The following is a 23,641-nucleotide window of genomic DNA, read 5'->3' as shown; positions in this document are numbered from 1 at the left end:
GCTGTCGGTAGGATAATTGGTATGGCAACGCGTAAGGTCACCCTTTCGCTGGACGAAGCCGCCTGGTCGTACGCCGAACAGGCGGCGGCTCGCGCGGGAATGTCGCCGTCGGCTTGGATATCGAAGGCCGCGCGACGGGAGGCCGTGCGCACCGGGGTCGGTCCGGTGTCGGACGTGACCGCCGAGGCCGCCGCGGACGCGGCCGAGCTGGCGGCCGCCGAGGAGGAGATGCGTGCGTCGGGGTGAGCTGTGGATCTACAACCCGCATGGTTCGCCGCGTCGCCGAACGGTCGTGCTCATCAGCAGTGACGGCATCAATGAATCACCGCGCCCCTGGCTGATCGCGGCCGAGGTGATCGAGGACGATCCGCAGGACATCCTCGCGGTTCCGGTAGAGGAACACGGCTGGGTGCACGCCGGCAACATCGGGCGCATCTTCCGTGGTTGGCTGGCCGAGCGGGTGGACGTGGTGGACACCGACACCCTGGAGCGGCTCGACACCGCGCTGCGTGCGGCGATGGATCTCTGAATTCGGCCGATCGGCGAACGTTCGCTGGTAGGGTGGTCAACCACTTTGCCGAAGCCGTGAATCTCGAAGGGTGTGCCGTGGCCCTCGCCCAACCGGCAGAGTTGTTCTGCCACATGGCTGCTCGACTCGCACGGGACATCGACTCGTCCAGCCGCTCCTATGGCGAACTGCTCCGGGAAACGGCGTGGCGGCTGCGGGATCAAGCCAGAGCTCTGGCCGAAGCCGATCGAGCCGCCGGCCAGCGAATCCTTTGGTTTCCCGGTGTCGAGTGGGTACCGAAGGCCGAACGCCGGGCGCGCCTGGAACGCGGTGAGATTCCCAGTCCCAGACTGTGGTTCCGTGGCGACGCCGTGTCGTACGACATTCTCGAGGATGTCGAAGGGCGGCCCAGCGGACTGTCGTTCAACTCGAAACCCCCGGATTACGCACAACACAGCACATGGGCCAAGGCCCGCGACGTCAGGCTCGAGCGAGAGTACGAGGTGGCGAACGACGACGCCATCCGAGATTGGGAGGGGCAGGGCAAGTGGTTCGATCGCGAGTACACAACGGCTGTGCGTGCGGACTGGTACCACCCCGATCGACCGAACGATAAGCCGATACACATCCGCGGGCACGGAAACAAGCACCGGTTCACTTTCAACATCCAGGTGGGCCGAGAACCCACCGGCGAACCGAAGTACCTGAAGGTGGCCGTCAACGGACACGTCATGGGTGACTATCTCGCCACCAATCCGGATTTCTGGTCGTTGTTGCGGTCTCGTGGCGGAGACGTGCTGTTCCACAATTGCGGTATCGCCGCCGAGGAAGGTACCGCAGGCAGGCTGGTCGGCACGCGCCTGCGCCATCACGGGGTCGATGTGCCGATGTACGGGGGTTCCGGCACAACGTTCACGCACGCCACCGATGCGTCCGGTCTGCCGTTGGCGCGTCCGGACAAGAACGTCGAAGGCGGTGTCGCATGGGATCCGGATCCCTCCAGCGCGTCGCTCTACGTGCTGCCGGAAAAGTACGCCGATGGCAACTCCCGGCCCGGCCGATTCGTGGAGTTGTGACCGCGACCGCCGTGCCGGGTCGCTCGTTCTCGGCGCGCTCATGTCACCGCGGACTACCGCCGAACGCCGGACGGCATTATGGTGGCCCACGCCACCGACAGTGGTCAGTCGAGGAAGAGGAGTCAGGTGCGGATCTGCATGATCGCCGCGGCGCTGATCGCGCTGCCGGTGCTCGCGGCATGCGGCAGTGACGAAGAGACGGCGGCGCCCACGGTGACGCAGGCCGATCTCGCCAAGTCGTTGCAGGACAAGGGCCTCAAGAACAAGGAGCTGGCCGACTGCGCCGCGAAGGTGTTCGTCGGCCAGGGGATCTCGCAGGACGGACTGCGGATCATGATCAGCGACGAGTACGACACCAAGGCTCCCAACCAGGAAACACTGGGCATGAGCAAGGAGGACGCGGACAAGGCGCGCGCTGCCAGCGGTCGCATCGCGAGCGAGTGCATGTCGGCGGCCCAGCCGCGCTGAGAGATCGGCGGTCGCCGTCGCGGTGCGGCGGCCGACGATTCGCGTAGCGAGGCGGTGCGGCAAACCGTACGCTGACGCTACGTCGGCGCGGGTGTCGACCAGAAGCCGAGGATCCGACCGTGTCACAGCCGCCTTTCCCGACATCGCCGAGCTCGGCGGGAGCACCCGCCCCGCAACCGATCACCCCGTCCGGTCGCTGGTTCGCGCTGGGCGGCGCGCTGATCGCCCTCGGCATCATCGGCGGGATCGTGCTCGGTGCCTTCGGTTTCCTGCAGACCTCGGGCCGGATCGATGACTTCCAGCGGGTCAAGGTGCCCGGCTCCGGCGTGGTGAATCTGGCCGAGTCCGGCGGATACACCGTGTACGTCGAGTACTCCGGGGCGTCGTCCCGGAGCACTCCCGGCACGGTCAACCTGCGGGTGCTCGACCCGGACGGCAAGCACGTGGAGTTGCGGAAGTACGACGCGACCATCACCTATTCCTTCGGCGGGCACGAGGGACGGGCGGGCTTCTCGTTCGAGGCCGGAAAGCCGGGCGGCTACCGCGTGACCACAGCCGGTAGCTCAGAGGTGACGGTAGCCGTCGGCCAAGGTCTCGGCTCGTCGTTCGTCGGCGCCCTGCTCGGCGGGCTCGCCTTGGGTTTCGGTGGCGTGGTGCTCGGTGTACTGGTGATCGTGGTGGTGGCGGTCAAGCGACGCGCGAGCAAGCGCGATGCCGCGGCGGGACGGGTTTCGGGTCGCCCGATCGAATACTGAGCTCCGCGCGGACGCGTGTGCGATCCGCCCTCACAGTGCGACGGTGAGCTCGATCAGCGCGGTCGACCCCGCTTCCAACCCCTCCGCGACCCGGACCGCCTTCTTCATCGGCAGCACGTAGGTCGCCCGCGACTTGTCCGGGAACAACGAAGTGGACCAGCGGCTGCCGCCTACGACCACATGCACCCGCACCGCGCCGAACCCGCCGGACCGGTGCGCGTAGCGCTCCTCGATGTCATCGGCCACGTCCTCGGGCAGCGACACGAAATGCCAGGCGGCATCCCCCTTGTGCTCCCACACTTCCGCCGTGAACGAGTACCGCGAACCACTCACGCCGCGACTGTAGCGGTGGGCATGGGGCCTTGGTAAGTCGCCGAAAACGGATTTCCGGGCCGGTCGGGCGGTCCGGGACGGATCACGTCGGGCCAGCATTCCGATCGCGCTGCGTGCAACCCGTGAGCGACCGGGCGGGGTGCGCGATCGTGGGCTGATGACGACCACCGAGGCCCAATCCACTACCGATGCCGAACTGGATGCGATCTTCGGCCCGATCTTCGACCGGATCGCCCAGGGCGCCGTGGCACGGGAAATCGATCGCACCCTGCCCTACCACGAGGTCGGCGAGTTGCGCGCGGCGAAATTCGGCGCGCTGCGCGTTCCGGTCGAGCTCGGCGGATACGGCGTCACCGTCCGGCAGCTGTTCCGCTTGCTCATCGAACTCGCCGCCGCCGAATCCAACTTGCCGCAGGCGCTGCGGGTGCACTTCTCGTTCGTCGAGGACCAACTGCTGGCCGAGCGGGGGCCGGAGCGTGGGCGCTGGTTGCGCGCGGTGGCCGAAGGCACCCTGGTGGGCAACGCGATCACCGAACCGGGCGTCGGCGCGGTGGACCGTTACCGCACCACGCTGACCGAGGACGGCGGGCGTTGGCTGCTCAACGGCGTGAAGTACTACAGCACGGGATCGCTGTACGCGGACTACATCCTGGCGGCCGCCGACCGGAACGGTGAGCGGGTGGGGGTCCTGGTGGACGCGAACGCCGAGGGAGTGCGTCAGCACGACGACTGGGACGGCTTCGGTCAGCGGCTGACGGCCAGCGGCACCACGGAATTCACCGACGTGGTGGTGACCGAGGACCGGATCCTCGGTCCCGGCTACGGCGCGCCCGGCCCCACCTACGCGACCTCCTACCTGCAACTGGTCCAGCTCGCGGTGCTCGCGGGCATCGCCAAGCGCGCCGAACGCGACATCCGGGAATGGGTCGCGGCGCGCACCCGCGGCTACACCCACTCCGCCGCCGATCTGCCGCGGCACGATCCGCTGGTGCAGCAGGTGATCGGGCGCCTTTCGGCGGCCGCGTTCGCCGCCGAAGCCAGTGTGCTCGCCGTCGCCGACGTGCTCGACGGGGTGCTGGCGAGCGGCGCGAAGGACGAGAGCGCCTTGGTCGCCGCCGAACTCGCGGCGGCTCGGGCGCAGCTCGCCGTCATCGATCTGGTGCTGCCCGCGACGTCGCTGCTGTTCGAGGTGGGCGGCGCTTCGGTGGTGTCCGAACAGCTGCGGTTGGATCGACACTGGCGCAACGCCCGCACCATCTCGGTGCACAATCCGGCGATCCAAAAGGCGCGCGCGATCGGTGATCACCTGCTCAACGGCGCCGATCTGCCGTTCGCGTGGAGCGCGGGCGAACGCACTCCGGCCGCGGGAGCCGCGCGGTGACCCGCCGGATCCGGTTCAACGCCTTCGACATGAACTGTGTCGCCCATCAGTCACCCGGGCTGTGGCGGCATCCGGACGACCAGTCGCATCGCTACAAGGAACTCGGCTATTGGACCGAGCTGGCGAAGCTGCTGGAGCGCGGCCGCTTCGACGGCATCTTCATCGCCGACGTGCTGGGCACCTACGACGTCTACGGCGGCAACGACGTCGCCGCGCTGCGGCAAGGCGCGCAGATCCCGGTGGCCGACCCGCTGCTGCTGGTCTCCGCCATGGCCGCGGTGACCGAGCATCTCGGGTTCGGCATCACCACCGGCACCGGATTCGAGCATCCCTACCCGTTCGCCCGGCGGCTGTCGACGCTCGACCATCTCACCAACGGCAGGTTGGGCTGGAACGTGGTGACCGGCTACCTGCCTTCGGCAGCGCGCAATTTCGGCGCGGCCGACCAACTCGACCACGACGAGCGCTACAACCAGGCCGACGAGTACCTGGAAGTGCTCTACAAGCTGTGGGAAGGCTCGTGGGAGGACGACGCGGTGGTCCGCGACGCGGCCGCGGGCGTCTACGTGGACCCGGCCAAGGTGCACCACATCGGTCATCGCGGCACGCACTACACCGTGCCGGGCATCCACCTGTCGGAGCCGTCGCCGCAACGGACGCCGGTGATCTACCAGGCGGGCGCGTCGCCGCGCGGCGTGCGGTTCGCGGCCGAGAACGCCGAGGCCATCTTCATCGCCGGTCCGTCGAAACGGGTGCTCGCGCAGACCGTTTCCCGCATCAGAGACGCGTTGGAGGCGGCGGGACGCAGCCGTGACGCGGCGCGCGTCTACGCGCTCGCGACGATCGTCACCGACGCGACCGACGATGCGGCGCGGCGCAAGCACGAGGAGTACCTGTCCTACGCGAGCGTCGAGGGCGGGCTGGTGTTCATGTCCGGCTGGATGGGCATCGATCTGTCCCGCTACGACCTCGACGACCCGATCGGCCAAGTCGAGAGCAACGCGATCCAGTCGGCGGTGGCGGCGTTCCAGGAGTTCGACGACGACGGGCGGGAATGGACCGTCCGCGACATCGGCAAGTGGGCCGGTATCGGCGGCATGGGCCCGGTGTTCGTCGGTTCCGGGGAGACGGTCGCCGACCTCCTCCAGGAGTGGGCCGCCGAGACCGACTTGGACGGCTTCAACCTGGCTTACGCGATCACACCCGGAACGTTCGAAGACATCGTTCGCCACGTGGTCCCGGTGCTGACGGCCCGAGGCGCGTATGCCGAGGAGTACGCGCCCGGCACACTGCGCAACGCGCTGTTCGGCGCGGGTGACCGGTTGCCCGCCGACCACCGGGGGGCGAGCTACCGGCTGGGCGGTGCGGGATCGACGGCTCTGCCGGACACCGTCTCGCGGCCGGGAGCGACGGTCGAGGCGAACTAACATGCTCGGACGGCGCCGGAGCCCTCGTGGTCCGGCGCCCTCCGGTATTTCGGGTCCGCGAATCAGATCGCGGCGAGGAATATCTCGGCTATCGCCTCCAGCCCCGCCCGATCGATTTCGTCGAAGCGCTCGGGCAGCGGACTATCGAGATCGAATACTCCGATCAGCACATCATCCCGGACCAGCGGGACGACTATTTCCGAACGTGTGTCGGCGTCGCACGCGATGTGCCCGTCGAATGCGTGTACGTCGGGCACGAGTTGGGTGGCCCTGGTCTGCGCCGCGGTGCCGCACACACCTTTCCCCAACGCGATGCGCACACACGCCGGTTTGCCTTGGAATGGGCCGACGACGAGTTCCCGGCCGTCATAGAAATAGAAACCCACCCAATTCACATCGGGCAGCGCGTGGAAGACCAGGGCGGCGAGATTGGCGGCGTTGGCGATGCGGTCGGTTTCGCCCGCCACCAGCGCTTCGGCCTGGGCGGCGAGCTGCCGGTACTGCTCGGCGCGGTCTCCGGTCAGGTCGGCGACGACGAACGACATGGCCCGAATGGTACGCGTTGGGAATTCGCTGTCTGCCCATTGATTCTCGATGATCGCAACACTCCGCGAGCACCGGGCGACCATCGCATCATCCCTGCATGACTTCGCAGCAATCCGTTTCCCGTTCCACTCGTTCGGCCGCGGTTATCGGTGCCGGACAGACCGGCGTCACTGCGGCGCTAGGACTCCTCGACGCCGGTTTCGACGTCACCCTCTACAGCGAGCGCGATCAGCGCGCTTTGCGCGACGACGTGCCCGCCACCGGCACCGCCCTCGAATTCGGTGAGACCCAGCAGGCCGAGGCCGCGCTCGGATTGGACAGCTACACCGCGCGGGCGCCCCGGCACACCGGCTTGAGCGTGCGCATCGCCGGACCCGGCCCCGACCGTCCCGAATTGATCCAATTCGACGGTCATTTCGACGGATACGTCGGCGTCGCGGTGGACACCCGGCTCAAGGCCGACGAGCGACTGACCGCGTTCCTCGAGCGCGGCGGCCGATTCGTGGTCGAGCCGGTGACGCCGGAGACACTCGACGGCATCGCCGCCGCCAGCGACCTCACGTTGGTCGCGACCGGACGTGGCGGGCTTTCGGACCTGTTCCCCGTCGACGCGCAGCGCACCCCTTACGACGCGCCGCAGCGCTCGCTGCTCACCGTCGTCGTGACCGGACTCGGCCACGACGAGAACGTCTTCGCACATCGCAGCGTCGCGGGCGGCGCGCACAGCGGTTTCTCCATCCTCGCTGACCAGGGTGAGGGGTGGTGGGGCCCGTACCTGCACAAGGACGCGGGGCCGAGCTGGGCGTTCCTCGGCTGGGCGCGTCCCGGCAGCGATTGGGAGAAGCGTTTCGCCGCGGCGGACTCCGCGGAGTCGGCGCACCGGATCGTGCAGGATCTCTACCGCGACTACATCGACTGGGACCTGCCGGAGGTGCTGGCCACCAAGACCATCCCGGAGGATCCGCACTCGTGGTTGAAGGGCGCGGTGCGCCCGGTGGTGCGGTCCGGTGTCGGGCGCACCGCGGGCGGGCATGTGGTCGCCGCACTGGGCGATACCGCCATCGCCTACGACCCGATCGCCGGGCAGGGCGCGCAGAGCGGCCTCATCCAGGCGCAGCGGTTGGTCGCGGCGGCCGCTGTGCACGAAGGACCGTTCGACGAGGCGTGGATCGCGAAGCAATACGCCGCGTTCCTGGCCGCGCGCGCCGACGCCGCCAACAAGGTCACCAGGCTGTTTCTCAGCGATCCCGAGCTGGCCGAGGTCGGCAACGCGTTCTTCGCCGCGGCGGCCGTCGACCCGGCGTTCGCTTCGGCGCTGGTCGGTTTGCTGCACCGGCCGCAGCCGTTCCTGCCGGTCGACTCGCCGGAAGCGGTCGACGAGTTCATCACGCGGGTCACCGGCGAGGACGCCGCCGCGTTGCTCGGCCGTTTCGCCCCCGCGGGCGAATTCGCCAGGTCGACCTACTCGCCTGCCCTCGCCGACGCCTGATCCGAATCGCACAGATTCAAAACCTCGTCCCTATCGGGTGCCGGTGCTGGAGTGGAAGGAGCGCCGGACGCACGCGTGGCGTCCGGCCTCCGATCCGACGGCTACCCCCGGAAACCATGGAGCAGCTATGACCACGGAGCAGATCGCCGAGCAGATCCGATTCGCCTACTGGGTGCCCAACGTCAGCGGGGGACTGGTCACCAGCGACATCGAACAGCGCACCGGCTGGGATTTCGAGTACAACAAGAAGCTCGCGCAGACCGCGGAGAACAACGGCTTCGACTACGCGCTGTCCCAGGTGCGCTACACCGCCTCCTACGGCGCCGAGTACCAGCACGAATCGACCTCGTTCAGCCTCGCGCTGCTCGGCGCGACCGAACGGTTGAAGGTCATCGCGGCGGTGCATCCCGGGCTGTGGCACCCTGCGGTGCTGGCGAAGTTCGGTGCCACCGCCGACCACCTGTCCAATGGCCGGTTCGCCATCAACGTCGTGTCCGGCTGGTTCGCCGGCGAATTCACCGCGCTCGGCGAGCCTTGGCTCGAGCACGACGAGCGCTACCGCCGCAGCGCGGAATTCCTCGAGGTGATCCGCAAGATCTGGACCGAGGACAACGTGAACTACGGCGGCGATTTCTACCGCATCCGGGACTTCACCTTGAAGCCGAAGCCGCTGAACAGCCCCGAGCGGCCGAATCCCGAACTCTTCCAAGGCGGCAACTCGACCGCAGCCCGGCGCAACGGCGGCCGCTACGCCGACTGGTACTTCTCCAACGGCAAGGACTTCGACGGCGTCACCGAACAGCTGGACGACCTGCGCGCCGTCGCCCGCGCCCACGACCGCGAGGTGAAATTCGGGCTCAATGGCTTCATCATCGCCCGCGACACCGAGAAGGAAGCCCGCGACACCCTGCGCGAGATCATCGCGAAGGCGAACAAGCCCGCGGTGGAGGGTTTCCGCGACGCGGTGCAGCAGGCGGGCGCGTCCACCCAGGACCGCAAGGGCATGTGGGCCGACTCCACCTTCGAAGACCTGGTGCAGTACAACGACGGTTTCCGCACCCAGCTGATCGGCACGCCGGAGCAGGTGGCCGAGCGGATCGTCGCCTACAAGCAGCTCGGCGTCGACCTGATCCTCGGCGGCTTCCTGCACTTCCAGGAGGAGATCGAGTACTTCGGCGCGAAGGTGCTCCCGCTGGTACGCGAGCTGGAAGCCGCGCAGCGGCCCGTCGCGGCGGTGAACTGATGACCGCGGTCGCCGCCGATCGCATCCTGTCGGCGGCACAGGCGTTCGCGGTCGCGCAGCGGCTCGCGGCCGACTTCGCGTCGGGGGCCGCGGAGCGTGACCGGGATCGTGTGCTGCCGTTCCCGGAGGTCGAGCGGCTGGCGGCCAGCGGTTTGCTCGCGGTCACCGTCCCGGCGGCCTACGGCGGCGCGGACCTGCCGCCGAGCGTGGTCGCGGAAGTAACGCGGATTCTGGCCACGGCCGACCCCAATATCGCGCAGATCCCGCACAGCCACTTCGTCTACGTGAACCTGCTGCGGCTTGCGGGTACGGCACAGCAGCAGAAGCGGTATTTCGGACGGGTGCTCGACGGTGGGCGCATCGCCAACGCGCAATCCGAGCGGGGCGGCGCGACCGTCGCCGATATCTCGACCACGTTGCGGCCGGTCGGCGACCGATTCCGGGTGGACGGCGTGAAGTACTACTGCACCGGGTCGCTGTTCGCCGACCTGTTCGCGGTGCTGACCCGGCTGGACGATCCCGAGGGACGCAGCGGCCTCGAGCCCGGGGAGTACATCGCCTACCTGCCCGCGAACACTCCCGGCGTGCAGGTCGTGGACGACTGGAACGGGCTGGGGCAGCGCACCACCGGCAGCGGAACGGTGTCCTTCGACGAGGTGCTCGTCGAGCGTGACCAGGTGATTCCCCGCTCCGGCGCGGTGCGCGCGCCCACCGGCTACGGCGCTTTCGCGCAGTTGCTGCACGCCGCCATCGACACCGGCATCGCCCGGGGAGCCCTCACCGCGGCAACGGAATTCGTGCGTACGAAGAGTCGTCCGTGGTTCGAGGCGGGAGTGGCGAACGCGGTCGACGACCCGTTGTTGATCCAGCGCTTCGGTGAACTGTCCGTCGCGGTGACCGCCGCGGAGGCCACGCTCTCGTCGGCCGGATGGACGTTGGACGCGGCCATCAGGATCGACCAGAGCGCCGCGAACGTCGCCCAGGCGTCGCTGGCCGTCGCGACCGCCAAGGTCCTCGCCGACCGCGCCGCCAACGACGTGTCCGCCGCACTGTTCGAGGTGGCCGGAACGCGCAGCGCGGCAGCGGATCTCAATCTGCACCACTTCTGGCGCAACGCGCGCACGCACACTTTGCACGATCCGGTGCGCTGGAAGTACCAGCACATCGGCCGGGCCTTGCTGCACGACGCCGCGCCTCCGCTCCACGGGGTGATCTGAAAGGAGACGAAATGACAGTCACTGTCGTCGTCGGAAATCCGAAGCCCGCCTCACGCACGCTCACCGCGGCCACCTTGGTGGCGCGGGGACTGCGGCCGGAGGTGGAGCCCACCGTGATCGATCTGGTCGAGTTCGGTCCCGCCCTGCTCAGCTGGGGTGACCCGGCCGTGGCCGATGCGGTGCGCGCCGTGGCCGGATCCGAACTCGTCGTCTTCGCCAGCCCCACCTTCAAGGCCACCTACACCGGGTTGCTGAAGCTGTTCCTCGAACAGTTCGAAGGGGGGACCGGCCTGGAAGGCGTGCTCGCGGTCCCGATGATGCTCGGCGCCGGACCGGCGCACGCGCTGGCGCCGGATCTGTTGTTGAAGCCCGTGCTCGTCGAAATCGGGGCCACCGCCGCGTTGCCCGGGCTCTACCTGTCCGATCGCACATTCACCGAGGACGGCGTCATCGACCGGTACAGTGGTCGGTGGCGTTCGGTCGCCCAGGCACTGGCCCACAGCTCGAAGGCTGCGAATCATGCATGACCTGTTCGAATTCCCCGCCGACGGAGCCGGTCTGCGTCGCGCGTTCGCCAACTTCCCCAGCGGCGTGGTCGCGGTGTGCGCCGAGATCGACGGCGTCCCGCACGGTCTCGCGGTGAGCACGTTCGTTCCCGTCTCGCTGGATCCGCCGCTGGTCTCGTTCTGTGTGCAGAACTCCTCGGCCACCTGGCCCAAGCTCGCCGCCGCGAGCCACCTCGGTCTCAGCCTGCTCGGCACCGACCAGCAGGCCGCCGCGCGCTCCCTCGGCGCCCGCGACGGCGACCGCTTCCGCGACATCCAACTGCACCGAGGTTCCGGCGACGCCGTGTTCATCGACGGGGCGTCCGCCTGGATCGAGGGCGTCCAAGAGGCCCATGTCCCCGCGGGCGACCACGCCGTCGTCATCCTCCGCATCCACCGCATCGCCACCCGCACCGACGTGGACCCACTCGTCTTCCACGGCAGCAAGTTCCGCCGGTTGCATGCCGAACCGGCGAACGGGGCGGCCTGACGGGGTTCAGCCGCCAGAACGCGGTGCGGTTCGCCCGGTCGTGCAGGGGTCGGGTACTTCGGCGCCGGCCCCTCGCCTGACCGGGACTAACCGCGCGACGCGAGCCGCTGGTTGACCAGCTGATTGAGTGAAACGTTCATCTCGGTGGCTTCCCGTACCAGCCTGGCGTGCAGCTCAGTGGAAATACGCACCATGAACTTCCCGCTGTAGCTGCGCTCCGAGAGTGGGCGCGGCACGACTTCGTTGTTGACCGCCATGTCCTTGATGGTGTCGCGGACGAGTTCGCCGATGCCCCGGAGAGCCTCGTCCTGCGTCGGAGCCAGCCACGAGAGCGAGGGAAACTCCGCGCACAGACCGACGTACTCCTGGTCTTCGGACGACCAGAGGACGCGGTACGCGTAGTGCGTATAGTCCGGTAGGTGGTGCAGGTCGGACATCAGGCATCCTCCTTTGCTTCTATCTCGAGCAGCTTGTCTATCGCTGCGAGCACTTGCCTGACTTGGTAGGACTTGGCATTCCCGTCCCGTCCCTTTTGGATATTTACACGTGGGTCACCTGCCCAAGGCATCTTGAAGACGGCATGGCTGCTGCCTTCTTGGCGTGGGAGCCCGAAGTGATCGCAGCAGACGTTGTAGAGATCCTGGTAGCTCACGTTGGTTTGTGATTCCCGCATCTTCGCCAGGAGCTTCTCACGCTTACCCACTGACCAATGGTACTACCTGTAGTACCGATTTGTGCAAGAGTGGCATTGTGACCGGTCCTGCCGCAGCCGATGGGCCACTTTGCCGCTTGCGCGCCGAAACGGGCCTCAGCGGTGCCTGCCCGAGGGTTCGGCTTACCGGGCAGCGCTGTGGGAGACTCGGATGTCTCCTACGGAAAGGTCCGGCCATGACACTCGGGATGGTTCTCGGTGATTTCCCGCGCACTTCGGCGCGGGCGTAGAGACGACCTACTGACTCCTGTGCGCTGGCCGCACAGGTCTTTCGCGACCCCGCGTCGAAGTGCTCGTCGTGCCCTTTGCACGTTCGATCACGAGGAGTACGCGGTGTCCACCGTTTCCTGGACCGAGGACAAGACCTGCCGGACAGCCCGCTGGCATTCCGAAAATGGCACGCTGCCACCCTATTCCATCGTGGTGGTGAGCGACTCGACGACCGCTGACGCGGCTTGTCGATCGGCGCGAGCAGGAACCGGCCTGCTGTGGCGCGGGGATTTCCACAATGCGCGGCAGCTGCTGCGAGCGATGGGACGGCGGGTCGAGCGGAAGGCTCCGCTGGGTGACGATCCGGCCGAAGCGTTCCGGCGGTATCGCGCGTCGCGTCGTCGGCGCGCGGAACTGCTCGGCAAGTTGCTCGTGTTGCTGGAAGACGACTATTCGCTGGCGTTGCGTCGCGCTCCCGATGTGCGGCGCGCGTGCACCGGGGCGTACGGCGCGCCGCGCGGGCGCATGGTGGTCGCGCTCACCGAGTTGCTCGGCGTGCTGGGTGCGGCGCAATGGCGGGAGAAAGGCGTGTACGTGCCCGCACTCGGGGAGCGCATCCATCCGCACTACGGCGTGTTCTCCCCGGTCCGCGGCGAGTACGTCGATCTGGTCGCGTCCGCGCCGCTACCCGCACGAGCGGAGACAGCCTTCGATCTCGGCACGGGCACCGGCGTGCTCGCCGCGATCCTGGGCCGCCGTGGATTCCGGCGAATCACCGCCACGGACAACAATCCTCGCGCGCTGACCTGTGCCCGCGCCAACCTCGATCGGCTGGGCCTGTCATCTGTCGCCGTGCGAGGGCCGGCTCTCTTCCCGGACGGCGAGGCCGACCTCGTGGTGTGCAATCCGCCCTGGCTCCCCGGCACGCCTACCTCGGCGCTCGAAAGCGGCGTCTACGACGAGAACTCGTCCATGCTGCACGCCTTCCTCTCCGGCCTGCCCGCCCACTTGCGCCCGGGCGGCGAAGGCTGGCTGATCCTCTCCGACCTGCCCGAACACCTGGGCCTGCGCCCCCACGGCGACATACTCGCCCGCATCACCGCCGCAGGGCTCCACATCACCGGCCGACTTTCGACCCACCCCACCCACCACCGAGCCCACAACCCAACCTCACCCCTCCACAACGCCCGTACCCGCGAGACCACCTCCCTCTACCGCCTGACCCCTCGTTGAGCGCACATGGCGGAGAGGACTACTCGCGATTCGCCTCGCCCATGTGCCACTCGATGATGTGCTCAGTGCGGGGGGCTCGAGGAACAGCAGGTCGTGGTGGCGACGAAAATGTCGGTCGCATGGTCGGCCTTCTCCTCGGGAGTCGGCTGCGCTCGGTCCGAGCCGTCAGCTCGTGAAAGGTTCGAGGACGAAACGGCCCCACGCGATGAATACCGCCACCGCGAGATACACCGAGTTCAGCACCACGAACTTGTACTCCCCGAGCCGGCCGTGCGTGATCATCGCGCCGACCATGAGCCCCACCCAGCAGACGGCCGTGACCGGCACCATCACCGGGGCGATGTCGAGCACGGCGGGCAGGATCAGACCGGCCGCCGCCAGGATCTGTAGAACCCCCAGGCCCTTGACGAACCCGTCGCCCGCGGCCGCGGTCCATTCCCCGCCAGGCGACGCGGCAAGCTTTTCCCGGGGAACGAATGCCTTGGTGATACCGCCGAAAAGGGCGAGCGCGGCCAACAGTGCCGTAGCGATCCACAGCGCGATGTTCATCGGAATCTCCTCCGTCTCTAACGTGTCGGCATCCAGACACCGCGCGAACGAACACTGTGACAACCCAGTGACCTAGATCACTCGCCAGGCGAAGGTGGGCAACCTCGTCGAGTGGCACATAACGGAGAGGTCTACTCGGATTCGCCTCGCCCATGTGCCACTCGACTGGTGGGCTGCCTACCTATGCCGTGAGGCGTCCGGCCGGCTCCTCCCTGCCGCGATGAGGGTGTGCCAGGCAACCTGCTTTCGGTGGCACACGGCGATATCGCAGTTCCGATGCCGCTGCATTGTCAGGTGCGCCTCTTGCACGGCCTGGATATCGCGCGAGCGACCCGCGGCCCGTGGTCTCTCGCCCGTGCGCTGTTCGGCGGCACGAATGGCTTCGTGGTCGGGGGGAACCTGCCACCACAACGAGGCCGCGACTGCTGGGACCATCACCAGGAGTGCGGCGCCGAGGCCGATCCCGAAAGTGACCCACCCGTTCACTCGGCATCCCCTTCATACAGGTCCAGTGCTGGCGATCCGCGCTCGTGGTTCGGACGAATACCTCGGTTCGTTGCGGGAGTGGTCGTCCTCCGCGCGGGAGTTCTCCGCGCCGGAGGGGTAGCCGCTTTCAGGCGAGCGTGAGCACGGCGCGGTCGGTCCAGCGATACCGGCGGCCGTCGCGGCGCAGCTCGACGAGGTCGACCTCGCTGACGCGCACGGTGACCGGTGGCAGATCCCGCAGCGCGGCCACGTCGGCGATCAGCGCCGCGGAGGCCCGGGGTCGGTTGAGGTAGCCGATCCCGACATGCGGCCGGAAGTCGGTCGTCTCGGGGAGGCGACTTGTCGGCCGGTGTGCGGCGGTCGCCGTACGAAGCGCGTGGTGCAAGCCCAGCAGGTTGTGCCACGGGGCGACCGAGAACCGCAGCGCACTAGCGGATCCGGTCAGCGGCCCGACCTCGACCTCGAACGGTGCGATATCAGCCAGCCGAGCACGTGCGGCATCCGCGATACCCGCGAGCTGTTCATCGGACACTTCGCCGACCTTGCCGACACTCAGGAGTGTCATGTGCAGAGCGTCGAGGGGCACCAGGTCGATCCCATCATCGGCGAGAGTCTTCTGACACCGCTCGGCGAGATCGGTCAGCGCGGGATCATCGAAAGTGAGATACCAGTAGTAACCGGACTGACCGGGCGCCCATGACTTCAAGGTCCAGTGGTCGTGCAGGTTCCCGAGTTGCCGGAACGCAACCCAGTCGTTGGACCGAATGGCCGCCGCATCGGACGTCGATGCCGGCCGCAGCAACGGGAATGGGCGCTTGGTAGGAACCACGCGGTGAGTGTACGGACGTGCGACCTACCTGTCCGGCAATGAATCCACACCTCCCTGGCCCGGACCGACTGATCGCGTGCCGCCGCGTCGAGTGGCACATCACGGAGAGGTCTGCTCGGGATCGCCTCAACCATGTGCCACTCGATGGCGAGTGCAGCCGGGCGGTTTGGCCGGGCAGCAGAAAGGCCCTGGGGCGGCGGGTGCCGATCCAGGGCCTTCGGTGGAGCCGATGACGGGAATCGAACCCGCGCTGTCTGCTTGGGAAGCAGAAGTTCTACCATTGAACTACATCGGCAGAGGCAGATGTGCCAACCGAGACTGTAGCAGAAGCCGCGCGCGGGGTGGGAAAAGTACAGCTAGGTAGACGAAGCCCCGGCTCTGCCAGGCCCCGTGCTGGAAAGGTCGTCGCGAGACGTTGCCGCGCCCCGGCCGACGGGTATCAAGTACCGATACACCGTCAAACAGAGGATGAGCCACAGCGCGCCGAAGCACCAACCGCCGAGGACGTCGGTGGTCCAGTGGACGCCGAGGTAGATACGGGACAAGCCGACCGCGAGGACGAACAGCGCGGCGGCGATGGCGGTGCAGGCGCGGAGGGCGGGGCCGTGCACGCTGGGCAGCGCGACCACCAGGACTATGCCGACCACGACGAACGAGCCCATGCTGTGCCCGGAGGGATACGCCTGGTTGGAGACGCTGATCAGGTGGTCCTCGACGGGCGGGCGGTCCCGATCGGTCAGGCGCTTGCCGCCGCGAACGAGTAAGCCGCCGCCGAGCCCGGTGATCGCGACGAGCGCCGCCGATGTCCAGCGCCGCCGCCAGGTCAGCACCAGGCAGGTCGCGGTGGCCAGGGCGGTCATGGCGAGCGTTCCGCCCAGGACGCTGATCACCACCGCGGTCGGTGTCAGCGCGTCGATACGGTGCGCGACGGCCCAGTCGGCGATGCCGCGATCGACTCCGCCGGGGCCGCGATCCCCGACGACTCCTGCGGTGAGAGCTGCGGCGCACACCACCAGCAATGCGGTGAGCACCCCGAGAGCGTTGCGAATGCGAGGGGAGGTCACCCATTCCACGTTGCCATCTCCGACGCTGGAAGGTAACCCGAGCCGTTCCCAGCTGGGACGACACCACGCCGACGACTCGACCATCGTCGGCAAGCTCGGAGCCATCGGTCTAGGCGTGCGTCGATGGACCGGCGTCGCCGGACGGCAGCGATGCGCGATGAGGCGGTCGTGCCGCACGCGGGTCACGGCAGTGGCGTCCATGCCGCCTTTGTGCCGTTGTGGGCGAGCAGTGCTCGACGGCCCGCTGCGTCCAGCTGGTCGTGTCGAGCGTCTGCCGGGCCGCCGCCGCGGCAGCGCCGGGTCCGAGCAGCGGCCGCCGCCGACTCAGAACTTGCTGTAACCGCCGTCGATCAAGAGTGTGTCGCCGGTGTGGTAGGCGCTGGTGGGGCTGGCGAGGTAGACGGCGACGGATTCGAAATCGCTCGGCAGGCCCCAGCGGCGAACCGGGATCCTCGGGTGGACGCGTTCGCGGAAACGGTCCCAGGCGAAGGCCCCTTCGGTCATCGGCGTCTCGACCCAGCCGGGCAGCACCGAGTTCGCGCGGATGCCGTGCTTGGCCAGCTCCACCGCGATCGAGTTGACCATGGCGATCAGCCCCGCCTTGCTGGCCGCGTAGGACTGCCCGCGCGGAACGCCCTGGTGCGCGGCGAGGCTGGCGGTGGCGACCAGGCTGCCGCCCTCGCCTTGGGCGAGCATCACCTTGGCCGCTTCGCGCAGGGTCACGAACGCGGCGTCGAGGTTGAGGGAGGTGACTCGGCGGAATTCCGCGAGATCGGTCTCCACGAACGGGATGAAACCCTGACTGACACCGGCGTTCACGAAGCAGGAGTCGATGCGGCCGAGTTCGGCGGCCGCACGGTCCATGGTGTCGATCACCTGCTGCTCCTCGCCGACATCGCAGCTCAGCGCCAGTACGCGCCCGCCGAACTCGCGCAATTCGATGGCGGCGGCCTCGTTGCGTTCGCTGTTGCGGCCGACGACGCAGACATCGGCCCCGGCCTTCGCGAGCCCACGGGCGAATCCGAGACCGATGCCGGAGTTGCCTCCGGTGACGACGGCGACGTGGCCGGTGAGGTCGAACAGCGAGCCCTCGGTCATGGTGTATCCCTTCGATCGCGGGCGGCGCCGCCCGAATGAATGCGAGGATATCGCTCTCTCCATATCACTGTGCGGCGGAGGAGTCCGGGCGAGCAGGCGCTACGCTCGTCGCGTGCTGCTTTCCGATCGTGACATCCGCGCGGAGATCGCCGCTGGGCGTCTCGGGGTCGAGCCGCTGCTGGAGAACCTCATTCAGCCGTCGAGCATCGATGTGCGCCTGGACCGGATGTTCCGGGTGTTCAACAACACCCGCTACACCCACATCGATCCCGCGCAGCGGCAGGACGAACTCACCAGCGTGGTCGAGCCGGCCGAAGGCGAGCCGTTCGTCCTGCACCCCGGCGAGTTCGTGCTGGGCTCCACCCTCGAAGTGTGCACCTTGCCGGACGACCTGGCCGGACGGTTGGAGGGCAAGTCCAGCCTGGGCCGGTTAGGTCTGCTGACCCACTCGACGGCGGGCTTCATCGATCCCGGCTTCAGCGGGCACATCACGCTCGAGCTCTCGAACGTGGCCAATCTGCCGATCACGCTGTGGCCCGGCATGAAGATCGGCCAGTTGTGCCTGCTCAGGCTGACCAGCCCGGCCGAGCACCCCTACGGCAGCGCCGTGGCGGGCTCCAAGTACCAGGGCCAGCGCGGACCGACTCCGTCGCGGTCCTACCTCAACTTCCCGATTCCGGCCGCCGCGATCGACGCCGCCGAATCACGCTGACGTCGCCGGGTCCGCTTCGTCGACTGGAGAAGCGGACCCGGCGGACGGCAGCGGGGATCTGACCGCGGAGGTGATCAGTCCCCGCCGCCCGCTCCCACCGCGAGCGCCGTAGTGAGGATGACGGACAGCGGCGGAAGCGTGTCACCGCGGCTCGGCGGGCTGACCCAGAAGCACCCTTCCCGGGTCCAGCGACCGAGGCCGGTCGGCAACATCACGGCGCTGCCGACGGCGGGCAGGCCGATATCCAGCCGATTGAGTGCCTCGAGCACCTGTGGTCCCGGTCGACTGTCGGGCTCGGCGAGGAAACTCCATCGGATCTGCCTGGCCAACATGGGACCCCTCGTTCCCTGCTGTTCCAGTGCGGCGCGCACCATTTCGGCACGCGCGGTAGGCAGGTGGACGACGCAAACGCGGCCGGTGACCGGCAGCATGGCGAAACCGCCACGCTCGGTGACCGGCAGTCCGAACTCGTGCCGATAGAACGCCACCCAATCGTCCACGGTTCTGAGTTTCTCGACATTCACGGCGAACTCCTTGCCTTCCGACTCAATGGTCCCGGCTCGCCCCGTGATTCGGTATCGCCCGCGTGCCCGCTTTCCGCTGCCCTTCCGCTGCCTTTGATACGGACCACATTTCACCTGTGGCCCTGCTCACAAACCGCTCGTACTCTGGAAGGGGTTCGTTCGGAAGGGATGGCACCGTGGTCAGGCATTGGTCAGGCAAAGAGGCCCGCGCCCTTCGCGATGCCAAGCGGATGAGCATCAGGGAATTCGCGGCCCATTTGGGTGTGCACGAACGCTTGGTGTCGAAGTGGGAAGCCGGGGGCGTCCGGGTTCATCCACGACCGATCAACCAGGCCGCGCTGGACACCTCACTGGCCAGGTCCGACGACGTGGTGCGGGCCCGGTTCGCGGCCTTGATCGATCAGCCCTCGAGCGATCGAGCCGTCCCGCCGGGATTCGACGCGCGCGCCGACGCCTCGGCCCGCGTTCATTATTCGAGCGACGCCGACCTTTTGGCTCTCATAGACGCCGGTGCGATGAGAGGTGTTGCGTTAGCAGCGATTTCGGAGAGGGATCTGATCATGGCGGCTGCCCACGAGGCCAGCGAGCACGCCGGCAAGGCCGAGAGCACCAATGTCGGTGCGAGCACTTTGGAACAGCTCGACGCGGATGTCGTGCGCATCGCGAACGATTACGTGCGTATTCCGCCGGTGCCGATGATGGTGGAAATGGTGCGGGTGCGCCGCCGGGTGTATCGGTTGCTGGAAGGCCATCAGCGGCCCGCCGACACGGGGCATCTGTATCTCTTGGCGGGCACGCTCTCGGGCCTGCTCGCCAACGCCAGCACCGATCTGGGCTACTACGACGCGGCGGGCGAGCAGGTCCGAGCCGCCTGGGCCTACGCGGAACTGTGCGGGCACAACGGCCTTCGCGCCTGGACGCGCGGCATGCACGCGCTGATCGAGTATTGGTCGCAGCGCCCCCGCCGGGCGGTCCAGTTGGCCCAGAGCGGGCAGGAGTTCGCCGAGTCCGCGACCGCGCAGGTGCGCCTGCTCAACATCGAGGCGCGCATCTGGTCGGCGCTGGGCAGCGGCGCGGACACCGATCGCTGTGTGCGGGCGGCCGACGACGCCCGCGAGATCGCCGCGACCGACACGCTGCACGACGAAGTGGGCGGCGTCTTCGGCTTCAACGACGCCAAGGCCAACTACTACGCCGGGGCCACCTACATCCACCTCGGTCGGGCGGAGCCCGCGCTCGGGGCCACGCAGCGGGCCATCGAGTTGTACTCCAACGGGCCCTCCGAACAGCGCTCCTATGGCGCGGAGGCCCTGGCCAGGGTCGATTGCGCGGTCGCCCACCTGATCAACGGCAGCCTGGACGGCGCGTCCGAGGCGCTGCAACCGGTGCTCGGGCTCGACGAGGACAAGCGCATCGCGCAACTGGAGGAGCGGCTGACCGGTGTGCGCAGGCGGATCGCGGCTTCGGCCTTCCGCGACGCGGTCGAGGCGCGCCGGCTGGACGAGCGGATCGAGGAATTCTGCGGTTCCACCGCGGCCAAGAGCATCCCGCCGGGCACGGCTCACTGAGTGACGCGTCACATCCGGCCGGGACGTGGCCGCCGTCGCGGGCGGGAAGGCCCCGGACGGGTGCGGACAGGCGGTTTATCCAGTTGCGACGGATGGCACCATGGGACGGGTGAGTCCTCATCATCCGCACCGCCCCCCGCGTGTTCTGGAGCAGTCCACGAAGCTGCAGAACGTCGTCTACGAGATCCGTGGACCGGTACACGCGCACGCGGCACGGCTGGAGGCGGAGGGTCACCGCATCCTCAAGCTCAATATCGGCAACCCCGCCCCGTTCGGGTTCGAGGCCCCGGACGTGATCATGCGCGACATCATCGCGGCGCTGCCGTACGCCCAGGGCTACTCCGAATCCAAGGGCATCCTCTCGGCACGGCGCGCGATCGTGACCCGCTACGAGCTCGTGCCCGGATTCCCCGAACTCGACGTGGACGGCGTCTACCTCGGCAACGGCGTCTCCGAGCTGATCACCATCACCATGCAGGCCCTGCTGGACAACGGCGACGAAGTGCTGATCCCGGCCCCGGACTACCCGCTGTGGACCGCCATGACCAGCCTGGCCGGCGGCACTCCCGTGCACTATCTCTGTGACGAGGCCAACGGCTGGCAGCCCGATATCGCCGACATCGAATCGAAGATCACCGACAAGACCAAAGCGCTGCTGGTGATCAACCCGAACAACCCCACCGGCGCGGTGTACTCCGCCGAAGTGCTCCAGCAGATCGCCGACCTCGCGCGCAAGCATCAGCTGTTGCTGCTCGCCGACGAGATCTACGACAAGATCCTCTACGACGACGCCAAGCACATCTCGCTGGCCACCGTGGCGCCCGACCTGCTGTGCCTGACCTTCAACGGGTTGTCCAAGGCCTACCGGGTGGCCGGGTATCGCTCGGGCTGGCTGGCGATCACCGGCCCGAAGGAGCACGCGGCCGGGTTCCTGGAGGGCATCGACCTGCTCGCTTCCTCGCGGTTGTGCCCGAACGTGCCCGCGCAGCACGCGATTCAGGTCGCCCTCGGCGGTCATCAGAGCATCGAGGATCTGATTCTGCCCGGCGGCAGGTTGCTCGAACAACGCGACGTCGCCTGGGAGCGGTTGAACACGATTCCCGGAGTGTCGTGTGTGAAGCCGAAGGGCGCGCTGTACGCGTTCCCGAAGCTGGATCCGAACGTGTACGAGATCTACGACGACTCGAAGCTGATCCTGGATCTGCTGCTGCAGGAGAAGATCCTCATGGTGCAGGGCACCGGCTTCAACTGGCCGCACCACGACCATCTCCGGATCGTCACGCTGCCGTGGGCCCGGGATCTCGCGGTCGCGATCGAACGCTTCGGCAACTTCCTCGCCAGCTATCGCCAATAGTGGGAAGGATGGCGGTGGACAATATAATCGCCCCGCTTCCGGCCTGGAAACAAACCTGAACTACGGATATCTGTCGGGTTTGGCGACTAGCTAGCGCAAAAGAAGTACTTTTGTGTACAGTGGTCCTCGGCACTCAGGTGCCCGGTCGGATTGCCTACCCCCCCTGGGCATATCCGGCCTCGGGTTAGGCCGCCTACCCCCCTGGGCCGCCTGCCCTGCGGGCGGCGGAGACATCCCCCTGCTCTCCGCCGCCCCCTCTAATCCCATTTCTTTTGCGATCGGATCGCTCTGACCGTGTATTCGCAGTGTTCGGCAACCGCCGCCGCCGGTCTTGAAAATGAAATCCTTTAGGCTCGCTCCGGGCAGAACCACATCTGACAGGTAGGAGCGCGGTGAGCGACCACCACCATCACCACGATCATTCGGGACCGATCGCGATCGGCGCGACCGCGGCGCGCGTGGTCATCGGGCTACTCACCGTGATCGGGGTCGGCGTCGTCATCGGCGCGATCGCGCTGTGGCCCAGCAAGCAGCACATCGACATCCCGCTGCCGATGCAGAACGCGGGCGGCGGCGCGGTGCAGACCGAAGCGGGCACCGTGGTGCTGCAGGACGTCGGACCGTGCGGCAGCCCATCGCTGGGCAAGGTATTCGTCGACCAACCCGAGCCGCCACGCAGCACCGCCTACACCTGTCAGCGCAGCCTGATCGCGATCGAATCCGGGCCGCACAAGGGCAACCGCACATTGCTGGAGATCGCCCCCGGGCCAGGGCAGCCCGACCTGCACGCCGGTGACGAACTCCGCCTGGTCCGCCAGACCGATCCGAGCGGGACGCCGCTGTACTCGTTCGAGGACTACTCGCGCGGGCTGCCGCTCACGCTGATCGTCGTGGCTTTCGTGGTGGTGATCATCGCGGTGGCGCGCTGGCGCGGCGTCCGCGCGCTGCTGGGCCTGGTGTTCGCCTTCGCGGTCCTCGTGTTGTTCCTGCTGCCCGCGCTGCTGGACGGCAAACCGGCCATCCCGGTCGCCCTGGTCGCGGGCTCGCTGATCCTCTACGCGGTGCTGTATCTGGCGCACGGGGTGAACCTGCGCACCAGTTCGGCGCTGCTCGGCACGCTGACCTCGATGCTGCTGGCCGCCGCGCTGTCCTGGCTCACGATCGAGATCACCGATCTCACCGGGCTTTCGGAGGAACAGAACACGAACGTCGCGACCTACCTCGAGCACGTCAGCATCACCGGCCTGCTGCTGGCCGGGTTCATCATCGGTTCGCTGGGTGTGCTCAACGACGTCACGATCACCCAGGCGTCGGCCGCGTTCGAGCTGGCCGCCCTCGACGAATCGGCCTCGCGCCGCGAGGTTTTCGCCGCTGCCATGCGTGTGGGGCGCGACCACATCGCCAGTACCGTCTACACCCTGGTGTTGGCCTACGCCGGTGGAGCGCTGCCGCTGCTGCTGCTGTTCAGCGTGGCGGGACGGTCCATCCGCGACGTGCTGACCGGTGACGCGGTGGCCATCGAGATCGCGCGCTCGTCGGTCGGCGGGATCGCGCTGGCCCTCTCGGTGCCGTTGACCACCGGCATCGCGGTGCTGCTGGCCCGGCCCTTCACGACCAAGGAACCCAGCCCGCCCCCGCCGCCGCGCCGAGCCCGGCACGCCAGGGTCTGAGCTGCACCCGACTACCGCGCGGCCCCGGCCAGGTCAGCGTCGGCGTTCGCCCTGGCCACCCGGCGTGGATCCTGGCAGGTCAGGCTTGAATCGCATGCCTTAGGTCGTGTGCAGGCAGGCTATGTCAGCGGCTGACGGTATGTGGCGCCACTTC

General features: G+C 67.9%; 26 protein-coding genes and 1 tRNA gene. 17 read left to right on the top strand and 10 right to left on the bottom strand.

All coding sequences use genetic code 11. The features are described from left to right. The first annotated feature begins 21 nt into the window (after window positions 1-21). The 5 genes from QMG86_RS30155 to QMG86_RS30135 all read left to right on the top strand — a co-directional run bounded on the left by QMG86_RS30155 (window position 22) and on the right by QMG86_RS30135 (window position 2,807). Window positions 22-246 carry a hypothetical protein gene (locus tag QMG86_RS30155; protein WP_159846189.1) on the top strand — a complete coding sequence of 75 codons (225 nt, stop codon included), beginning with the start codon at window positions 22-24 and terminating at the stop codon, window positions 244-246. After that, on the top strand, window positions 233-529 hold the full coding sequence (locus QMG86_RS30150) for a hypothetical protein (protein WP_281876209.1): 297 nt from the start codon (window positions 233-235) through the stop codon (window positions 527-529). The genes QMG86_RS30155 and QMG86_RS30150 overlap by 14 nt, the downstream gene beginning before the upstream one ends. 32 nt (window positions 530-561) lie before the next feature. Then, window positions 562-1,584, top strand: coding sequence for a hypothetical protein (locus tag QMG86_RS30145; RefSeq protein WP_281876207.1), 1,023 nt, complete (start codon window positions 562-564; stop codon window positions 1,582-1,584). A gap of 138 nt (window positions 1,585-1,722) precedes the next feature. Further along, complete coding sequence (locus tag QMG86_RS30140) at window positions 1,723-2,052, top strand: hypothetical protein (protein ID WP_281876206.1); 330 nt, start codon at window positions 1,723-1,725, stop codon at window positions 2,050-2,052. 119 nt (window positions 2,053-2,171) lie between these two features. Then, window positions 2,172-2,807, top strand: a complete 636-nt coding sequence (locus QMG86_RS30135) for a hypothetical protein (protein ID WP_281876205.1) — start codon at window positions 2,172-2,174, stop codon at window positions 2,805-2,807. A 30-nt stretch (window positions 2,808-2,837) separates the two neighbouring features. Here QMG86_RS30135 and QMG86_RS30130 read toward each other — a convergent pair whose 3' ends face one another. Further along, entirely contained in the window at window positions 2,838-3,140 is a 303-nt protein-coding gene (locus QMG86_RS30130) for a DUF1905 domain-containing protein (RefSeq protein ID WP_281876203.1), read from the bottom strand. 157 nt (window positions 3,141-3,297) lie between these two features. On the opposite strand from QMG86_RS30130, the gene QMG86_RS30125 reads away from it, so the two are divergent. Both QMG86_RS30125 and QMG86_RS30120 read left to right on the top strand, forming a co-directional pair. Next, a complete protein-coding gene (locus tag QMG86_RS30125; protein WP_281876202.1) occupies window positions 3,298-4,521 on the top strand; it encodes an acyl-CoA dehydrogenase family protein in 1,224 nt (407 codons plus the stop codon). Next, window positions 4,518-5,948 (top strand): LLM class flavin-dependent oxidoreductase, encoded by a 1,431-nt coding sequence (locus tag QMG86_RS30120; protein ID WP_281876200.1) that lies wholly within the window; start codon window positions 4,518-4,520, stop codon window positions 5,946-5,948. The genes QMG86_RS30125 and QMG86_RS30120 overlap by 4 nt, the downstream gene beginning before the upstream one ends. A 62-nt stretch (window positions 5,949-6,010) precedes the next feature. Here the strand turns inward: QMG86_RS30120 and QMG86_RS30115 are convergent, their stop codons facing one another. Further along, entirely contained in the window at window positions 6,011-6,493 is a 483-nt protein-coding gene (locus QMG86_RS30115; RefSeq protein WP_281876199.1) for a GAF domain-containing protein, read from the bottom strand. Between the two features lie 98 nt (window positions 6,494-6,591). Here QMG86_RS30115 and QMG86_RS30110 point away from each other — a divergent pair, with 98 nt between their 5' ends. The 5 genes from QMG86_RS30110 (at window position 6,592) to QMG86_RS30090 (ending at window position 11,478) form a co-directional block, all read left to right on the top strand. After that, window positions 6,592-7,983, top strand: coding sequence for a styrene monooxygenase/indole monooxygenase family protein (locus QMG86_RS30110; protein ID WP_281876198.1), 1,392 nt, complete (start codon window positions 6,592-6,594; stop codon window positions 7,981-7,983). Window positions 7,984-8,110: 127 nt separating this feature from the next. Then, window positions 8,111-9,226, top strand: a complete 1,116-nt coding sequence (gene sfnG, locus QMG86_RS30105; RefSeq protein ID WP_281876197.1) for a dimethylsulfone monooxygenase SfnG — start codon at window positions 8,111-8,113, stop codon at window positions 9,224-9,226. Next, window positions 9,226-10,443, top strand: a complete 1,218-nt coding sequence (locus QMG86_RS30100; protein WP_281876196.1) for an SfnB family sulfur acquisition oxidoreductase — start codon at window positions 9,226-9,228, stop codon at window positions 10,441-10,443. Before sfnG ends, QMG86_RS30100 begins: the two co-directional genes overlap by 1 nt. Window positions 10,444-10,454: 11 nt before the next feature. Further along, a complete protein-coding gene (locus QMG86_RS30095; RefSeq protein WP_281876195.1) occupies window positions 10,455-10,970 on the top strand; it encodes an NADPH-dependent FMN reductase in 516 nt (171 codons plus the stop codon). Further along, window positions 10,963-11,478, top strand: coding sequence for a flavin reductase family protein (locus QMG86_RS30090; protein WP_281876193.1), 516 nt, complete (start codon window positions 10,963-10,965; stop codon window positions 11,476-11,478). The genes QMG86_RS30095 and QMG86_RS30090 overlap by 8 nt, the downstream gene beginning before the upstream one ends. Window positions 11,479-11,564: 86 nt before the next feature. Here QMG86_RS30090 and QMG86_RS30085 read toward each other — a convergent pair whose 3' ends face one another. Then, entirely contained in the window at window positions 11,565-11,915 is a 351-nt protein-coding gene (locus QMG86_RS30085; RefSeq protein ID WP_281876190.1) for a type II toxin-antitoxin system HicB family antitoxin, read from the bottom strand. Continuing rightward, the gene (locus tag QMG86_RS30080; protein ID WP_281876189.1) at window positions 11,915-12,181 is read right to left on the bottom strand and encodes a toxin HicA; all 267 of its coding nucleotides are present in this window, start codon (window positions 12,179-12,181) and stop codon (window positions 11,915-11,917) included. The genes QMG86_RS30085 and QMG86_RS30080 overlap by 1 nt, the downstream gene beginning before the upstream one ends. Before the next feature lie 342 nt (window positions 12,182-12,523). Between QMG86_RS30080 and QMG86_RS30075 the strand changes: the two genes are divergently transcribed. Continuing rightward, window positions 12,524-13,633, top strand: coding sequence for a methyltransferase (locus QMG86_RS30075; RefSeq protein WP_281876188.1), 1,110 nt, complete (start codon window positions 12,524-12,526; stop codon window positions 13,631-13,633). A 165-nt stretch (window positions 13,634-13,798) separates the two neighbouring features. On the opposite strand, the gene QMG86_RS30070 is transcribed toward QMG86_RS30075, so the two are convergent. From QMG86_RS30070 to QMG86_RS30050, 5 genes are all read right to left on the bottom strand, one after another. Further along, window positions 13,799-14,182 (bottom strand): DoxX family protein, encoded by a 384-nt coding sequence (locus tag QMG86_RS30070; protein ID WP_281876186.1) that lies wholly within the window; start codon window positions 14,180-14,182, stop codon window positions 13,799-13,801. Window positions 14,183-14,795: 613 nt separating this feature from the next. Next, complete coding sequence (locus QMG86_RS30065; RefSeq protein ID WP_281876185.1) at window positions 14,796-15,497, bottom strand: 2'-5' RNA ligase family protein; 702 nt, start codon at window positions 15,495-15,497, stop codon at window positions 14,796-14,798. A gap of 221 nt (window positions 15,498-15,718) precedes the next feature. After that, window positions 15,719-15,792, bottom strand: a tRNA-Gly gene (locus tag QMG86_RS30060). A 61-nt stretch (window positions 15,793-15,853) separates the two neighbouring features. Beyond that, on the bottom strand, window positions 15,854-16,561 hold the full coding sequence (locus tag QMG86_RS30055; protein WP_281876184.1) for a phosphatase PAP2 family protein: 708 nt from the start codon (window positions 16,559-16,561) through the stop codon (window positions 15,854-15,856). A 324-nt stretch (window positions 16,562-16,885) separates the two neighbouring features. Continuing rightward, a complete protein-coding gene (locus tag QMG86_RS30050; RefSeq protein WP_281876183.1) occupies window positions 16,886-17,659 on the bottom strand; it encodes an SDR family NAD(P)-dependent oxidoreductase in 774 nt (257 codons plus the stop codon). Window positions 17,660-17,771: 112 nt separating this feature from the next. On the opposite strand from QMG86_RS30050, the gene dcd reads away from it, so the two are divergent. Further along, window positions 17,772-18,371, top strand: a complete 600-nt coding sequence (dcd, locus tag QMG86_RS30045) for a dCTP deaminase (RefSeq protein WP_281876181.1) — start codon at window positions 17,772-17,774, stop codon at window positions 18,369-18,371. A gap of 74 nt (window positions 18,372-18,445) precedes the next feature. Here dcd and QMG86_RS30040 read toward each other — a convergent pair whose 3' ends face one another. Then, window positions 18,446-18,895, bottom strand: a complete 450-nt coding sequence (locus QMG86_RS30040) for a hypothetical protein (protein ID WP_281876180.1) — start codon at window positions 18,893-18,895, stop codon at window positions 18,446-18,448. Between the two features lie 230 nt (window positions 18,896-19,125). On the opposite strand from QMG86_RS30040, the gene QMG86_RS30035 reads away from it, so the two are divergent. From QMG86_RS30035 to QMG86_RS30025, 3 genes are all read left to right on the top strand, one after another. After that, window positions 19,126-20,463, top strand: coding sequence for a helix-turn-helix domain-containing protein (locus tag QMG86_RS30035; protein WP_281876179.1), 1,338 nt, complete (start codon window positions 19,126-19,128; stop codon window positions 20,461-20,463). A gap of 100 nt (window positions 20,464-20,563) precedes the next feature. Continuing rightward, window positions 20,564-21,817, top strand: coding sequence for a pyridoxal phosphate-dependent aminotransferase (locus QMG86_RS30030; RefSeq protein ID WP_281876177.1), 1,254 nt, complete (start codon window positions 20,564-20,566; stop codon window positions 21,815-21,817). A 392-nt stretch (window positions 21,818-22,209) separates the two neighbouring features. After that, a complete protein-coding gene (locus QMG86_RS30025; RefSeq protein WP_281876175.1) occupies window positions 22,210-23,487 on the top strand; it encodes a YibE/F family protein in 1,278 nt (425 codons plus the stop codon). Window positions 23,488-23,641 lie beyond the last annotated feature (154 nt).

Source organism: Nocardia sputorum, from assembly GCF_027924405.1.
Classification (GTDB): domain Bacteria; phylum Actinomycetota; class Actinomycetes; order Mycobacteriales; family Mycobacteriaceae; genus Nocardia; species Nocardia sputorum.
This window is presented reverse-complemented; position numbering and strand designations above follow the sequence as displayed.

What these genes read in the sequence shown, in the direction of transcription:
- QMG86_RS30155 (WP_159846189.1), top strand. Translation starts at nt 22, where the DNA reads ATGGCAACGCGTAAGGTCACCCTTTCGCTGGACGAAGCCGCCTGGTCG.
- QMG86_RS30140 (WP_281876206.1), top strand. Translation starts at nt 1,723, where the DNA reads ATGATCGCCGCGGCGCTGATCGCGCTGCCGGTGCTCGCGGCATGCGGC.
- QMG86_RS30125 (WP_281876202.1), top strand. Translation starts at nt 3,298, where the DNA reads ATGACGACCACCGAGGCCCAATCCACTACCGATGCCGAACTGGATGCG.
- QMG86_RS30115 (WP_281876199.1), bottom strand. Translation starts at nt 6,493, where the DNA reads ATGTCGTTCGTCGTCGCCGACCTGACCGGAGACCGCGCCGAGCAGTAC.
- QMG86_RS30110 (WP_281876198.1), top strand. Translation starts at nt 6,592, where the DNA reads ATGACTTCGCAGCAATCCGTTTCCCGTTCCACTCGTTCGGCCGCGGTT.
- sfnG (WP_281876197.1), top strand. Translation starts at nt 8,111, where the DNA reads ATGACCACGGAGCAGATCGCCGAGCAGATCCGATTCGCCTACTGGGTG.
- QMG86_RS30100 (WP_281876196.1), top strand. Translation starts at nt 9,226, where the DNA reads ATGACCGCGGTCGCCGCCGATCGCATCCTGTCGGCGGCACAGGCGTTC.
- QMG86_RS30095 (WP_281876195.1), top strand. Translation starts at nt 10,455, where the DNA reads ATGACAGTCACTGTCGTCGTCGGAAATCCGAAGCCCGCCTCACGCACG.
- QMG86_RS30090 (WP_281876193.1), top strand. Translation starts at nt 10,963, where the DNA reads ATGCATGACCTGTTCGAATTCCCCGCCGACGGAGCCGGTCTGCGTCGC.
- QMG86_RS30085 (WP_281876190.1), bottom strand. Translation starts at nt 11,915, where the DNA reads ATGTCCGACCTGCACCACCTACCGGACTATACGCACTACGCGTACCGC.
- QMG86_RS30070 (WP_281876186.1), bottom strand. Translation starts at nt 14,182, where the DNA reads ATGAACATCGCGCTGTGGATCGCTACGGCACTGTTGGCCGCGCTCGCC.
- QMG86_RS30050 (WP_281876183.1), bottom strand. Translation starts at nt 17,659, where the DNA reads ATGACCGAGGGCTCGCTGTTCGACCTCACCGGCCACGTCGCCGTCGTC.
- QMG86_RS30035 (WP_281876179.1), top strand. Translation starts at nt 19,126, where the DNA reads ATGAGCATCAGGGAATTCGCGGCCCATTTGGGTGTGCACGAACGCTTG.
- QMG86_RS30030 (WP_281876177.1), top strand. Translation starts at nt 20,564, where the DNA reads ATGGGACGGGTGAGTCCTCATCATCCGCACCGCCCCCCGCGTGTTCTG.